We start from the raw sequence: 15,033 nt of genomic DNA on the forward strand, positions 1-15,033 counted from the left end.
GTTTTTAACAATCAAAGGCAAAAGATCGCAGCCTGCGGCAGCTCCTACAAGGTTGGGGTTAAAGGTTTCGTGAGATAACCATGCGCTGAATATCGCTGGTGCCTTCGTAGATCTGGCAGACGCGCACGTCGCGGTAGATGCGTTCCAGCGGGAAATCGTTGAGATAACCGTAACCGCCCAGCGTCTGCAACGCCATCGAACAAACCTTCTCGGCCATTTCCGAGGCGAACAGTTTGGCCATCGAAGCCTCGACCAACGCCGGCTGACCGCTGTCACGCAGGGCTGCGGCGTAATGCACCATTTGCCGGGCGACGGCGATCTGCGTGGCCATATCGGCGAGGCGGAAGGCCACGGCCTGGTGCTCGATGATCGGCTTGCCAAAGGTGTCGCGCTCACGGGCGTAATCGCGGGCCGCTTCGAACGCAGCGCGGGCCATGCCCACCGCTTGCGACGCGATGCCGACCCGCCCGCCTTCGAGGTTGGCCAAGGCGATCTTGTAGCCTTCGCCCTCCTCACCCAAGCGGTTGGCCACCGGCACCTTCACGTCTTCAAACAGAATCTGGCAGGTGTCCGACGCGTGCTGGCCGAGCTTGTCTTCGACCCGGGCGACTTTGTAGCCCGGCGAATCGGTGGGCACGATGAACGCCGTGATGCCGCGCTTGCCGGCACTCGGATCGGTCACCGCAAACACGATCACGATCCCGGCGTTCTGCCCGGAAGTGATGAACTGTTTGCAGCCGTTGAGCACGTAGTGATCGCCCTCGAGGCGCGCGCGGGTTTTCAGGCTGCTGGCGTCGGAACCTGCCTGCGGTTCGGTCAAGGCGAAGGCGCCGAGCATGGCGCCACTGGCCAGCGGTTTGAGGAAGCGCTCGCGCTGGTCGTCGTTGCCGAACTTGAGGATCGGCACGCAGCCCACCGAGTTGTGCACGCTCATGATGGTCGAGCAGGCGCCGTCGCCGGCGGCGATTTCTTCCAGGGCCATGGCGTACGCCAGGTAGCCGGTGTCACAGCCGCCCCACTGCTCCGGCACGAGCATGCCGAAGAAGCCCAGTTCGGCCATTTCGCCGATGGCTTCCTTGGGGAAACGATGCTCGCGATCCCACTCGGCGGCGAACGGTTTCAGCCGCTCCTCGGCAAACTGCCGGGCCATGTCGCGGATCTGGGTCTGGTCTTCGTTGGGAATCATGGTGAATCCTTAATCCGGGTTACGCACGATCTCCTGTAGGAGCTGCCGCAGGCTGCGATCTTTTGCCTTTGATTTTAAAAGCAAGATCAAAAGATCGCAGCCTTCGGCAGCTCCTACAGGGGGAGTGCGTTTAGTAGATGCATTCCACGGCCATCGCCGTGGCTTCGCCGCCGCCGATGCAGATCGCCGCGATTCCGCGCTTCAGGTTTTTCTGGCGCAGGGCCGAGAGCAAGGTCACCAGAATCCGCGCGCCCGAGGCACCGATCGGATGGCCCAGCGCGCAGGCGCCGCCGTGCACGTTGAGTTTGTCGTGGGGGATTTCCAGATGGGTCATCGCCGCCATCGCCACCACGGCGAACGCTTCGTTGATTTCGAACAGATCGACCTCGTTCAACGCCCAACCGGTCTTCTTCACCAGCTTCTTGATCGCGCCAATCGGTGCCACCGGGAACAGGCCCGGTGTGTCAGCAAACGCCGCGTGACCATGAATCACCGCCAGCGGTTTAAGCCCGAGTTTCTGCGCTTGCGACTGGCGCATCAGCACCAGTGCCGCCGCACCGTCGGAGATCGAGCTGGAGTTGGCCGCCGTCACCGTGCCGCCGTCGCGGAATGCCGGTTTCAGCGAGGCAACCTTGTCCAGTTTGGCTTTCGGCGGCTGCTCGTCGTTGCTGATCAGCACCTGCTCTTTGCCGACGGTCACGGTCAGCGGCACGATCTCGGCCTTGAAGCTGCCGTCCTTGATCGCCTGTTGGGCGCGGGTGGTCGAAGCGATGGCAAACGCATCCTGGGCTTCACGGCTGAAGTCGTTGGTTTCGGCGCAGTCTTCGGCGAAGGTGCCCATCAGACGGCCCTTGTCGTAGGCGTCTTCGAGGCCGTCGAGGAACATCGAATCGAGCACCCGGCCATGGCCCATGCGGTAACCGGCGCGGGCACGGTCCAGCAGGTACGGCGAGTTGGACATGCTTTCCATGCCGCCGGCGATCACCACATCGGCGCTGCCGGCGATCAGCATGTCGTGGGCGAGAATGGTGGTTTCCATGCCCGAGCCGCACATCTTGTTGACCGTGGTGCAGCGCGTCGATTTATCCAGCCCGGCGCCCAAGGCTGCCTGCCGTGCCGGCGCCTGACCGAGGCCGGCAGGCAATACGCAACCGAACAACACTTCATCAACCGCATCGCTGGCAACGCCTGCGCGCTCAACCGCAGCCTTGATCGCTGCAGCGCCAAGTTGCGGCGCGGTGAGGCTTTTCAGTTCGCCCTGAAAACCGCCCATCGGGGTGCGGACGGCGCTGACGATAACAATCGGATCGTTGGCAATAGTCATGACAAATCCTCCTTACTTGGCGGCCATGCGCAAGGCGCCGTCGAGACGGATCACCTCACCATTGAGCATGCTGTTTTCGATGATATGCCGAACCAACGCGGCGTACTCGGCAGGTTTGCCAAGACGCGGCGGGAACGGCACGCCAGCGGCCAGCGACTCGCGCACTTCCGGAGTCATGCCGGCCATCATCGGGGTTTCGAAAATGCCCGGGGCGATGGTCATCACGCGGATGCCGAAGCGTGCCAGTTCACGGGCGGCTGGCAGGGTCAGGCTGGCGATCGCGCCTTTGGAGGCGGAATACGCGGCCTGACCGATCTGGCCGTCGAACGCAGCGACCGAGGCGGTGTTGATGATTACCCCGCGCTCGCCATCGGCATTGGCTTCGCTCTCGGCGATGGCCGCTGCGGCCAGACGCAGCATGTTGAAGCTGCCGATCAGATTGACGTTGATCACCTGGGCAAAACTCGACAGCGCATGCGGGCCGTTCTTGCCGAGAATCTTTTCGCCACGGACGATGCCGGCGCAGTTGACCAGACCGTTGAGGCTGCCAAAGGCTTTGAGCGTCGCCTGCACGGCGGCTTCCGCTGCGGCTTCATTGCTAATGTCGGCCACCACGCTGTGCGCGCCGAGGCGCTGGGCCTGGGCGGCTAGCGCTTCGGCATTCATGTCCACCAGCATCACTTTGGCGCCGGCATTCACCAGCAATTCAGCGCTGGCTGCACCCAGGCCCGAGGCGCCGCCGGTGACGATAAAAACCTTGTTCTCGATCTGCATGACTGACTTCCTGATTCAAGCTGAAACGTTATGCGCCGCAGCCTCTTGAGCCTTGGCGATTTCCTGGTTGCGCAAGATAAAGCGCTGCAATTTGCCGCTTGGGGTTTTCGGCAATTCGCTGACAAATTCGATTTCACGCGGGTACGAATGCGCGGCCAGACGCTTGCGCACGTGTTGCCGCAGCTCTTCGGCCAGCGCCGGTTCGGCGCGGTATTGCGGATTGAGCACGACGAAGGCCTTGACCAGTTCGGTGCGCTCCGGATCGGGCTTGCCGACCACGGCGGCTTCGACCACCGCCGGGTGTTCGATCAGCGCGCTCTCGACGTCGAACGGACCGACGCGGTAGCCGGAAGTGGTGATCACGTCATCACTACGCCCGACGAAGCTGATGCTGCCGTCCGGGTTCCATTCCACCGTGTCGCCGCTGAGGTAGTAATCGCCGACGAAGGCTTTGGTCGGCACGCCCTCGTAGCCGCCGAACCAGCACATCGGCGACTGGGTGCGGTCGATGGCGAGGATGCCCGGCTGGCCGACGCCGAGTTCGTTGTACTGCTCGTCGAGCACCACGATGCGATGGCCCGGCGAGGCGAAACCGGCGGCGCCGAGGTGGATCGGGTGCTGCAGGCCGTGGTGATTGCACAGGACCATGCCCAGTTCGGTCTGGCCATAGTGGTCGTGAATCACCACGTCGAGGTTGTCGGCGAACCAGCGGATCACTTCCGGATTCAGCGGCTCGCCGGCGCTGCTGACGATGCGCAGCTTGCCCTTGATCGACTTGGCGAACTCGTTGCCACCGGCAATCAGCAAGCGGTACGCGGTCGGCGAGCCGGTGAGGTTGGTGATGGCGTATTTGTTGATCACCCGGCAGGTGCTTTCGAGGGTGAACGGGCCATCGTAAAAGGTGATCGGGTGGCCCATCGACAGCGGGCCGGTGACGCCGAAATAGATGCCGTAGGCCCAGCCCGGATCGGCGACGTTCCAGAACGAATCCTCAGGACGCAGATCTACCGCGTCGCGGGTGTAGCTCTGGAACGCGACGATCGCCTTGAGCGGCACCGACAGCGCTTTCGACGGGCCGGTGGTGCCCGAGGTGAACATCAGCAGGAACGGATCTTCGCCGCTCAGCAGCACCGGCTCGCAGAGATTGGAATAGTTGGCCAGTTCGGCCCAGAAACTGAAATCGCCACGGACGATGCCCTGACCTTTGGCGCCCCCAACGGTGACGATGGTCGGGCATTCGCTGACTTCAGCGAGTTTTGGCCGGTTGACCGCGTCGGTAACTACCACTTTGGCGCCGGAACTGTTCAGGCGATGCTCGATGGCCTTGGGGCCGAACGCGGTGAACAGCGGCTGATACACCGCGCCGATGCGCCAGGTGGCGAACACGGTGATGAGCAATTCGATGTTGCGTGGCAGCAGGCCGGCGACCTTGTCGCCCTTCTGCACGCCTTGTTCGCGAAGGAAATTGGCGAAACGCGCGGCTTGGTCTTGCAGCTCGCTGAAGGTGTACGTGGCACTCGCGCCGTCGCGGCCCTCCCAGAACAACGCAATGCGCCCCGGCAAGGCGTGGCGGTCGCAACATTCGACGCAGGCGTTGAGCGCCTCCAGCGTGCCGCTGAGCGCAGCGTCCACGGTGTGCTGATAGTTGAACTGTTCGGTGGCAGACAAGTAATCGCGCATTGCCAGAATCCCTCGGTGTTTTTATTAGGCTGGGAACCGTAAACAACACAGGGATAGTCGCGCTGCGGCGCTGAGGCGGCAATGGTCAAAGCCATCAAAGTGGCTGACTGGTTTGGCCATGCTTGCACAATGACAAAAAAAACCCTGTAGGAGCTGCCGCAGGCTGCGATCTTTTGATCTTGTTTTTTAGAACATCAAAGGCAAAAGATCGCAGCCTGCGGCAGCTCCTACAGGGGAGGCGCATTCCAAATGTGCGTCGGATCAGACCGCTTCGTTAAGGATCAGGGTGCGGTAATGCCCCGGATTCGATCCCGACCACTTGCGAAACGCCTTGTAGAACGAGCTCGCATCGGCAAACCCCAGCCGCGTCGCGATTTCGACGAAGCTGATCGACGGCTCCGCCAGCCAGCTGATTGCCAGCTCCTTGCGCACGCTGTCCTTGAGGCCCTGGTAGGTCTGCCCCTCCTCGGACAATCGCCGGCGCAGGGTCGAGGCGGACATGCACAGCTGTTGCGCCAGGGCATCGGTCTCCGGCCACTGTTCGGCGGGTAGCTGCCGCAGATCCTGTTTGATCCGGCTGGCCAGGCTTTCCGGGTCGCGGTATTTCACCAGAATGTTCGCCGGCGCATGGGCCAGAAAGCGTTTAAGTTCCTCGGCCGTACGCTTGATCGGCAGATCAAGGCAGTCAGCAGCAAAGATCATCCGCGTGCGTGGACGGTCGAAGCGCAGGTTTTCCGAGAACATCACCCGGTAGTCGTCGCAGAAATCAGGTTCCGCGCAGCGCAGTTCGATCGCCAAAATCGGAATCCGCCGCCCCGCCAGCCAGCAGGCCACGCCATGGACGATCATCCAGTAGGTGAAATAGGTAAAGGCCCGACGCGGTTCGGGGTCGTCTTCGAGCAGGACGATTTCCGCCAGGCTCTGCTGATGCGCCAATTGCGCGGGCATTTTTTCCAGCATCAAGGAGAGGAAATTCAGGCCCATGCCCAGGCCGGCGGCCAGCGTCGGTTGCATCATGGCGCTACGACAGAGGAACTCAAGGCTGCCGGACTTGAGCTTGCGTGGGTCCATGCCGAAGAACTCGTCATCACCGCGCCGGGCCAACAAGCGCCAGAGTTTCGCGTATTGCGAGGCCGGCACTCGCCCCTGTTCGCTGTGCAGCAGGGCCGGAGCAATCCCGACCTTGTTCAAGACTTCATCCGTGGCCACGCCCGGGGCACAACTTTGCAGCAGCGCTTCACGCACCAGTTGAACGGCAATGGTGTCTTTTTCCGACATGGAGCGAGGCAGACCTTGTTGTTTTCGGGTGACGGGCATCTTAACGCAGGATGCGAATCCAGCACGAATCCCCTGTAGGAGCTGCCGAAGGCTGCGATCTTTTGATCTTGTTTTTAAAAATCAAAGTCAAAAGATCGCAGCCTTCGGCAGCTCCTACAAGAGGAAGGTGCGGGGGCGAAAAACAGGTCGTTCAGCGAATGTTCAGGTAAATGTCAACCATCCCCATTTGGGAATGAGTGTCATTATGTTACAACTTAGCCACCTATCTAAATCACTCGTGGTTGCCGCAATGCTCGTTCCCTTTCTGATCATGCTGCGCGAAGGCATTGAAGCCGCGCTGATCGTTGGCATCATCGCCAGCTACCTGCAACAGACCGGCCGTGGCCAGTGGATGCCGGCGGTGTGGATCGGCGTGTTTCTCGCCGCCGCCCTGGCGCTGCTGGTCGGCGGTGGTCTGGAACTGGTCAGCGCCGAATTCCCGCAAAAACAGCAGGAGTTGTTTGAAGGCATTGTCGGTCTGGTCGCGGTGGGCATTCTCAGCTCGATGGTGTTCTGGATGCGCAAGGTCGCGCGTTCGATCAAGCATTCGTTGCAGGCCTCGCTGGATCACGCCCTGACTTCGTCAAAGCATCAGGTAATCGCGCTGATCGCCATGGTGTTCTTCGCCGTGGCTCGCGAAGGCCTGGAAACCGTGTTCTTCCTGCTCGCCGTGTTTCAGCAGAGCGAAGGCCCGGGCGCGCCGATCGGTGCCCTGCTCGGTCTGGTGCTGGCGATTGTCGTCGGTTTCCTGATCTACAGCGGCAGCATGCGCCTGAACCTGTCGGCGTTCTTCAAGTGGACCGGGTTGTTCATTCTGGTGGTCGCCGCCGGGATCCTCGCCAATTCGGTGCAGGCGCTGCATGAAGCCGGTGTGTGGAATCACCTGCAAACCGTGCTGTTCGACTTCAGCGCGACGCTGCCGATGGACGGCCCGCTGGGTTCGGTGCTGGCCGGCATGTTCGGGTATCAGGATGCGCCGACCGTCAGCACTCTCGGTGCGTACCTGATCTATCTGGTGTTGGCGCTGGTGATGTTTTTCTACCCCGCCGCGCCGGCCTCCAGCGCTGACGCCGCCGGCAAATCGTCTTCCGTTTCCAGCCAATAAGGGCCCCCATGTCAAAGCCTAATACTCCTCAGGCCTCGCCTCCCCGCGCCTTGCGCTGGGCGGTGGCCGGTTCGGTGGTCGTGATGATCGCCGCCGGTGGCCTGTTCTACTACGCCTCGAAAATGGCCGCGGCCAAGCGTCAGCACAACCATGACGAAGTGGTGGTCAACATCAACGCCCACAGCTGTGATCCGAACGAGCTGACGGTTCCTGCCGGCCGCGCCAGTTTCCGCATCGTCAACCGCTCCGACCGCGCAGTGGAATGGGAAATCCTCGACGGCGTGCTGGTGATCGAGGAACGCGAAAACATCGCGCCGGGCCTGAGCCAGGTGATCAACGCCAACCTGCAACCCGGCGACTACGCGATCACTTGCGGCCTGCTGAGCAATCCTCGCGGCGTGCTGCACGTGACGCCGACGGCGGCGTCCGATGCTGCCGCCAAGGCCAAGCCATCGATGGTCGCGTTCGTCGGGCCGCTGTCGGAGTTCCGCGTGTATCTGGCGAGCCAGAGCAGCGCACTGATCAAAGCTGTGACTGCGCTCAATGACGCCATTACCAGCGGCGACCTGGCCCAGGCGCAAGCGCTGTACCTGCCGGCGCGTGCCGCTTACCAGCGTCTGGCACCTGCCGCGCAACGGCTGGCCGAACTGGACAACAGCATCAATGCCCGCGCCGATTACTTCGAAAAACGCGAACAGGATCCGGCCTTCGTTGGTTTCCACCGCATCGAATACGCGCTGTTCCAGCAACGCAGCCTCGACCGTTTGAACCCGGTCGCCGAGCGACTGCTGGCCGACGTCACCACGCTCAAACAACAACTGCTGGCCCAATCACTGCCACCGGAGCAACTGGTGAGCATCGTGGTGCGCAACCTCAACACTCTGGCCGACGTGCGCGCCGCCAGAGGTGAAGAGGAACGCTACAGCCACGCCGATCTCAACGGCTTCGCCAGCAACCTGGAAACCGCACACAAAGTGGTCGAGCTGCTGCGGCCGATGCTGACCAAGTCGGCGCCGGAGCTGCTGCCGAAAATCGACGCGGCGCTGAGCGATTTCGACAGCGTACTGAACAGCTTCAAGGTCAAGGACGGCTACGCCACTTACGACACGGTCAGCGGCGAACAACGCAAACAGATCGCCGACAAGGCTCAGGCCCTGGCTGACGCTCTGGATGGCATCGATCCCGCCCTCGGCCTTTCCGGCCTGTAAGCAGAAGACGAATACCGATGAAAGAATTGCAAAACCTCGACCTGCAACGTCGCCGCCTGCTGATGGGCATGGGTGTCGCCGGCGTCGCACTGGCCGGTTCGGCCCTGAGCTGCCCGGCCATGGCAGCGGCGCCGGCGCAGGTCACCGAAGCGCCGAGCAGCGACAAGACCGAAGACCGCCACGATTTCCATGGCGTGCACCAGACAGGCATCGTCACTCCGCGTCCGGCGTCCGGCATGTTCGTGTCGTTCGACGTGCTGGCCAGTGATCGCGAAGACCTTGAGCGGCTGTTTCGCACCCTCAACGAGCGCATTGCGTTTCTGATGAAGGGCGGCCCGGTGGCACAGATCGACCCGAAACTGCCGCCGCCGGATTCCGGCATCCTCGGCCCGGTGGTGACTCCGGACAACCTGACCATCACCGTCTCGGTGGGCGAGTCGCTGTTCGACGAGCGTTTCGGCCTGGCCGCTGCCAAACCGAAGCGCCTGCAACGCATGGTCGGTTTCCCTAACGATGCGCTGGAGGCCGATTGCTGCCACGGCGACTTGAGCCTGCAATTCTGCTCCAACACCGCCGACACCAACATTCACGCCCTGCGCGACATCGTCAAGAACCTGCCGGACCTGCTGCTGGTGCGCTGGAAGCAGGAAGGCAGCGTGCCGCCGCAAGCCCCGGCGAAACCGGGGGTGCCGGCGCAATCGGCGCGCAACTTCCTCGGTTTCCGCGACGGCTCGGCCAACCCCGATTCCAACGATGCCAAGACCATGGACAAGATTGTCTGGGTGCAACCGGGCAGCGATGAGCCGGCGTGGGCGGCGCACGGCAGCTATCAAGCGGTGCGGATCATCCGCAATTTCGTCGAGCGCTGGGACCGTACGCCGCTGCAGGAACAGGAAAGCATCATCGGCCGGATCAAAACCACCGGCGCACCGATGGGTGCCAACCATGAAACCGAGGTCCCGGATTACAGCAAGGACCCGGAAGGCAAACTGACCAAACTCGACGCGCACATTCGCCTGGCCAACCCGCGCACCGCCGCGAGCCAGGCCAACCTGATTCTGCGCCGGCCGTTCAACTACTCCAACGGCGTCAACAAGAACGGCCAGCTCGACATGGGCCTGCTGTTCATCTGCTACCAGGCCGATCTGGAAAAAGGCTTCATCACCGTGCAGACCCGGCTCAACGGCGAGCCGCTTGAGGAATACCTCAAACCGGTCGGCGGCGGTTACTTCTTCACCCTTCCGGGTGTCACCGGCGACAAGGATTTCATCGGTCGCTCGCTGCTCAACGCCACCCAACCCAAAACAGCTGCCTAACCATAAAAACCCTCGGAGCCGCTCCATGAAAAAGTCGCCACTCGCATTACTGCTGACCCTCGGTTTGCTCAACCTCCCGCTGTCGGCGTTCGCCGCGACGGCGCCACTGGATCTGGTCGGCCCGGTGTCGGACTACAAGATCTATGTCACCGAGCAACTGGATGAACTGGGCAGCCACACTAAACAATTCACCGATGCGGTGAAAAAAGGTGACTTGGCCACCGCGCAAAAGCTCTACGCGCCGACCCGCGTCTACTACGAGTCGATCGAGCCGATTGCCGAGCTGTTCAGTGACCTGGATGCATCCATCGACTCGCGCGTCGACGACCACGAAAAAGGCGTGAAGGCTGAAGACTTCACCGGTTTCCACCGCCTCGAATATTCGCTGTTCTCGGAGAAGACCACCGAAGGTCTGACTGCTCTGGCGGACAAGCTGGACAGCGATGTGAAAGACCTGCAGACCCGCGTCGCCGGCCTGACCTTCCCGCCGGAGAAAGTCGTCGGGGGTGCTGCTGCTTTGCTGGAAGAGGTTGCCGCGACCAAGATCTCCGGTGAAGAAGACCGTTACAGCCACACTGACCTGTACGACTTCCAGGGCAACATCGACGGCGCGAAGAAAATCGTCGACCTGTTCCGTCCGCAGATCGAAAAACAGGACAAGGCGTTCGTCGCCAAAGTCGACAAGAACTTCGCCACCGTGGACAAGATCCTTGCCAAGTACAAGACCAAAGACGGTGGTTTCGAGACTTATGACAAGGTGAAGGAAAACGATCGCAAGGCGCTGGTTGGCCCGGTCAATACCTTGGCGGAAGACCTGTCCACATTGCGTGGCAAGCTGGGTCTGAACTGACGGATTTGAGTCGCCGGTAAAAAAAGATCGCAGCCTTCGGCAGCTCCTACAGGGTGTTCACATTCCCACTGTAGGAGCTGCCGGAGGCTGCGATCTTTTGCTTTTAACGGTTACAAAATCCGGTAGAGCAACCGCTCGATCCGCACCCGACTCACCCGCTTGAGAAACTTCGCCACCCCCGCCGGGTACTCCGGCAGAGTCTCCAGGTTCTGGAAGCTGGCAATCCGCGTGGTGTTGCGGAAGATCTCTTGCTGCTCCTTCGCCCGTGGCTCAAGCCACTCGCCTTGCGGATCATCGATCAGCAGCGCGTTTTCCAGGTCGAGACGGAACGCCCGTGGATTGAGGTTGTTGCCGGTCAGCAGCGTATAGCGCTGGTCGACCCACATGCCCTTGAGGTGATAGCTGTTGTCGCCGTCCCGCCACAGATGCAGGTTCAACTGACCGCTGTCGATGTTGCGCTGATGCCGCTTGGCAAAACGCCGCAGGCTGATTTCGTACAGATACGGCAGCGCCGCAATCACCTTGAACGGCTCGCTCGGCGGAATGTAGAAATCGTTGGCGGTTTTGTCGCCGACCACGATGTCGATCTTCACCCCACGGGCCAGCGCACGGTTGACCTCGCGGATGATTGGCAGCGGCAGGTTGAAGTAAGGCGTGCAGATGGTCAGTTGCTGTTGCGCACTGGCGATCAGCTCGACAATCACCCGGTTCAACGGGTTGTTCTTGCCCACTCCGAGCAACGGACTCACCGACAGGCCGGTATGTGCCGTGCTGCCAGCACTGGTGTCGTACGCCGCATATTTGAGACGGCTGCGCAGATCGCCGATGTCGTTGCGCAGGCTGCGGGTGGTCGGCAGGTTGGGCAGATCGAGGCGATGCACAGCCTTGGACTCGATCAGGCCATGCTTGACCAGATGATGCATCGAGTCCGCCAGTTCGCGACTGTGCAGCACGTGATAACGGTCGAACCGGTACCTGTCGAACTTGTGCAGGTAGACGTTGTTCAGGCTCGCACCGCTGTAAACCACGCAATCGTCGATCACGAAGCCTTTCAGATGCAGAACGCCGAACAGTTCGCGGGTCTGCACCGGCACGCCGTAGACCGGCACTTCGCTCTGATGGGTGCGGGTCATTTCCTGGTACCACGCCGAGTTGCCCGGCTGTTTGCCGGCACCGATCAGCCCGCGCTGGGCGCGCAGCCAGTCAACCACCACGACGATCTCCAGCTCCGGGCGCTTGAGCTTGGCGGCGTGCAAGGCATCGAGGATTTCCTGACCGGCCTCGTCGTGCTGCAGATACAGCGCAACGATGTAGATGCGCCGGGTCGCCTCGGCGATTTTCTCCAGCAGGCAACGACGGAACTCGGCGGCGCCGGACAGAATGGTCACGGCCTCGGGAGTCAGCGGAAAGCTGCGCAGTTTGGGCAGCAAAGAGCGTTTGAAAAGCAACGGCATAGGGCTCGCAATGGGTCGAATCCGAAGAACCCGAGAGCTTACACCATCAACCGGTTCGGGTCTTGTTACTGTCTGTAATGTCCCCTTCGCGAGCAGGCTCGCTCCCACATTCGAATGCATTCCCCTGTGGGAGCGAGCCTGCTCGCGAAAGCACTCTGAAAATCAATGCTTGACCAAGGAGAACGATCGTTCTACTGTTCGCCACATGAACGAAATCAATGACACCTCGACCCGCGACATCATTCTGGATGTCACCGAAAAGTTGATCTACAAAAGTGGCATCGCGGCCACCGGCATGGATCTTCTGGTGAAAACCGCCGGCGTCTCCAGAAAAAGCATCTACCGCTACTTCGCCAACAAGGAGGAGCTGACCGTCGCTGCCCTGCAACGCCGCGATATGCGCTGGATGCACTGGTACCGTAGCGCCGTCGATCAGGCCGAAACCCCGGCCGACCGTCTGCTCAACCTGTTTACCGTACTCAAGGGCTGGTTCGCCTCGGAAGGCTTCCGCGGCTGTGCCTTCATCAATACCAGTGGCGAGACCGGCGATCCTGAAGACCCGGTGCGCCAGGTCGCCAAAGACCACAAACAGAAGCTGCTCGACTACCTGTGCGAGCTGTGTACCGAACATGGCGTCGAAGATCCGCAACGTCTGGCCAGACAATTGCTGATCCTGATTGACGGCGCCATTACCGTAGCGCTTGTGATGGGTGATCACAGTGCCGCTGATAATGCGCAATGCATGGCGCGTAAGTTATTGGACCTGTAACGCCTTAAATAAGCCTCAACCGTTGTTTAATCGTTAATTAGATCGGGAGACTGAAAATGTCGACTGCTGCCCAAGTGCGTCCGCCTTTACCGCCGTTCAATCGTGAATCGGCTATCGAAAAAGTACGTCTGGCCGAAGATGGCTGGAACTCACGTGACCCTGAAAGGGTATCGCTGGCTTATACCCTCGATACCAAATGGCGCAATCGCGCCGAGTTCGCCAACAATCGCGAAGAAGCCAAGGCGTTCCTGACCCGTAAATGGGCCAAAGAGCTGGACTACCGCTTGATCAAGGAACTCTGGGCTTACTCCGACACACGCATTGCCGTGCGTTACGCCTATGAATGGCGCGACGATTCGGGCAACTGGTTCCGCTCCTACGGCAACGAAAACTGGGAGTTCGATGAGCACGGGCTGATGTTCCAGCGCTACGCCTGCATCAACGACATGCCGATCAAGGAAAGCGAGCGCAAATTCCATTGGCCGCTGGGTCGGCGTCCGGATGATCATCCGGGGCTTTCCGACCTAGACCTCTAAGTCCACATAACTCCCCCTGTAGGAGCTGCCGAAGGCCGCGATCTTTTGATCTTGCTTTTAAAAAATCAAAGGCAAAAGATCGCAGCCTTCGGCAGCTCCTACAGGGGTTTTGTGTTTTTTCAGGCTACTGCGGCAGTCCTTTCAGCCTCCAGCTTGCGCACCAGCGGCAACACCCGCTTGCCGAAATACTCCACCTCCTCCTGAAAGTGCAGAAACCCCGCCAACACCAGATCCACCCCCACCGCTTTCAGCGCCACAATCCGCTCGGCAATCTGCTGTGGCGTGCCGATCAGGTTGGTCTTGAAGCCATCGTTGTACTGCACCAGATCCTCGAACGTCGATTTCGCCCAGTTGCCCTCACCTTCCGGCGACGCCCTGCCCGCCTGTTTCGCCGCGTCACCAAAGGCGTTCACCGCTTCCGGGTCGGCCTGGTCGATGATCTGCGCCAGTACCGCGCGCGCCTCTTCTTCAGTGTCGCGGGCGATGACAAAAGCGTTGACGCCGATCTTCACCGAATGCTTGTTGGCCGCTGCTTTGGCCCGGATATCATCGACCTGCGCCTTGATCCCTTCGACGCTGTTGCCATTGGTGAAATACCAGTCCGAAACCCGCGCGGCCATGTCTCGTGCCGCACGGGAACTGCCGCCCTGGAAGATTTCCGGGCGGCCCAGCGGTTTCGGTTTGAGGGTGTAATTGTCGAAGCGGTAGAAGTCGCCGCGAAAGCTGAAGTTGTCCTGGCTCCAGATCCCGCGCAGCGAGCGAATGAATTCCTCGGAACGCCGATAGCGCTCGTCGTGTTCCAGCCAATGTTCGCCGATGGCCTGGAATTCGCCCTTGAACCAACCGCTGACGATGTTCACCGCAATCCGGCCGCTGGTGAGTTGATCGATGGTCGCCAGTTGCTTGGCCGCCAGCGCCGGTTGCCATGGGCCCGGCAGAATCGCCGCGATCACCTTCAGCTTGGTGGTAGCCGCCAGCAGCGCATGACTGAACGCCACCGACTCATGCTGGAACTCGGCACCGTAACCGGCGGTAAAGCGGATCTGCGTCAGGGCGTACTCGAACCCCGCCGCTTCGGCGAGTTGCGCCAGTTTGCGGTTGTAGTCGATGCCCCAGTCGGTGCGCTGCTCGATCTTGCTGACCACCAGGCCACCACTGACGTTCGGCACCCAGTAGGCGAATTTCACGGCTTGCTTGCTCATTGGCGTGTCCTCGGGACATTGGGAAGGTCAATGGGACAGAGCAGCAAGCGTGCCAGGCTTCGGGCGCCCGGTTTTATTGTGCTTGAGGCTGATGGAGTTGCGTTGTTGGAGGGTGATTTGTTGTCGAGGTGTTGGTTGGGCAACAGTTTAATAGTTGGTGTCTGAGCTGACCTCATCGCTGGCAAGCCAGCTCCCACAGGTTTCCGGTATGTTCGCAAAATTTGTGTTCACTAGAGATCTCTGTGGGAGCTGGCTTACCAGCGATGGGGCTTTACGGGTCGCCGCAACACTTGGAAATGAGTAACATGTCAG

13 protein-coding genes are annotated in these 15,033 nt (G+C 60.9%); 6 read left to right on the forward strand and 7 right to left on the reverse strand.

What is annotated here, in order from left to right; all coding sequences use genetic code 11:
• Positions 1-58: 58 nt before the first annotated feature.
• The 5 genes from LOY52_RS13695 to LOY52_RS13715 form a co-directional block, all read right to left on the reverse strand.
• Entirely contained in the window at positions 59-1,186 is a 1,128-nt protein-coding gene (locus tag LOY52_RS13695) for an acyl-CoA dehydrogenase (RefSeq protein ID WP_027611962.1), read from the reverse strand.
• 130 nt (positions 1,187-1,316) lie between these two features.
• Entirely contained in the window at positions 1,317-2,510 is a 1,194-nt protein-coding gene (locus LOY52_RS13700; protein WP_258674333.1) for an acetyl-CoA C-acyltransferase, read from the reverse strand.
• 12 nt (positions 2,511-2,522) lie between these two features.
• Complete coding sequence (locus LOY52_RS13705) at positions 2,523-3,284, reverse strand: SDR family NAD(P)-dependent oxidoreductase (protein ID WP_258674334.1); 762 nt, start codon at positions 3,282-3,284, stop codon at positions 2,523-2,525.
• Positions 3,285-3,299: 15 nt separating this feature from the next.
• Positions 3,300-4,964, reverse strand: coding sequence for an AMP-binding protein (locus LOY52_RS13710; RefSeq protein WP_258674336.1), 1,665 nt, complete (start codon positions 4,962-4,964; stop codon positions 3,300-3,302).
• A gap of 261 nt (positions 4,965-5,225) precedes the next feature.
• Positions 5,226-6,242 carry an AraC family transcriptional regulator gene (locus tag LOY52_RS13715; RefSeq protein ID WP_258674337.1) on the reverse strand — a complete coding sequence of 339 codons (1,017 nt, stop codon included), beginning with the start codon at positions 6,240-6,242 and terminating at the stop codon, positions 5,226-5,228.
• Between the two features lie 289 nt (positions 6,243-6,531).
• Between LOY52_RS13715 and efeU the strand changes: the two genes are divergently transcribed.
• Genes efeU through efeO (LOY52_RS13735) form a run of 4 tightly spaced genes read left to right on the forward strand, consistent with a single transcriptional unit; the run spans position 6,532 to position 10,760 of the window.
• A complete protein-coding gene (efeU, locus tag LOY52_RS13720) occupies positions 6,532-7,386 on the forward strand; it encodes an iron uptake transporter permease EfeU (RefSeq protein WP_027611967.1) in 855 nt (284 codons plus the stop codon).
• Positions 7,387-7,394: 8 nt separating this feature from the next.
• Positions 7,395-8,594 (forward strand): iron uptake system protein EfeO, encoded by a 1,200-nt coding sequence (gene efeO / locus LOY52_RS13725; protein WP_258674339.1) that lies wholly within the window; start codon positions 7,395-7,397, stop codon positions 8,592-8,594.
• 17 nt (positions 8,595-8,611) lie between these two features.
• Positions 8,612-9,910, forward strand: a complete 1,299-nt coding sequence (gene efeB, locus LOY52_RS13730; protein ID WP_258674341.1) for an iron uptake transporter deferrochelatase/peroxidase subunit — start codon at positions 8,612-8,614, stop codon at positions 9,908-9,910.
• Positions 9,911-9,935: 25 nt separating this feature from the next.
• On the forward strand, positions 9,936-10,760 hold the full coding sequence (gene efeO / locus LOY52_RS13735) for an iron uptake system protein EfeO (RefSeq protein WP_258674342.1): 825 nt from the start codon (positions 9,936-9,938) through the stop codon (positions 10,758-10,760).
• 110 nt (positions 10,761-10,870) lie between these two features.
• On the opposite strand, the gene pssA is transcribed toward efeO (LOY52_RS13735), so the two are convergent.
• Positions 10,871-12,214: a CDP-diacylglycerol--serine O-phosphatidyltransferase gene (gene pssA, locus LOY52_RS13740; protein WP_258674344.1), complete on the reverse strand. Its 1,344-nt coding sequence runs from the start codon at positions 12,212-12,214 to the stop codon at positions 10,871-10,873.
• A gap of 205 nt (positions 12,215-12,419) precedes the next feature.
• Here pssA and LOY52_RS13745 point away from each other — a divergent pair, with 205 nt between their 5' ends.
• Entirely contained in the window at positions 12,420-12,983 is a 564-nt protein-coding gene (locus LOY52_RS13745; RefSeq protein WP_258674346.1) for a TetR/AcrR family transcriptional regulator, read from the forward strand.
• A gap of 56 nt (positions 12,984-13,039) precedes the next feature.
• The gene (locus tag LOY52_RS13750; protein WP_258674348.1) at positions 13,040-13,519 is read left to right on the forward strand and encodes a nuclear transport factor 2 family protein; all 480 of its coding nucleotides are present in this window, start codon (positions 13,040-13,042) and stop codon (positions 13,517-13,519) included.
• Between the two features lie 119 nt (positions 13,520-13,638).
• Here LOY52_RS13750 and sfnG read toward each other — a convergent pair whose 3' ends face one another.
• On the reverse strand, positions 13,639-14,721 hold the full coding sequence (gene sfnG, locus LOY52_RS13755) for a dimethylsulfone monooxygenase SfnG (protein WP_258674350.1): 1,083 nt from the start codon (positions 14,719-14,721) through the stop codon (positions 13,639-13,641).
• Positions 14,722-15,033: the final 312 nt, after the last annotated feature.

Origin of the sequence: Pseudomonas sp. B21-051, assembly GCF_024748795.1 — a bacterium.
Classification (GTDB): Bacteria; Pseudomonadota; Gammaproteobacteria; order Pseudomonadales; family Pseudomonadaceae; genus Aquipseudomonas; species Aquipseudomonas putida_A.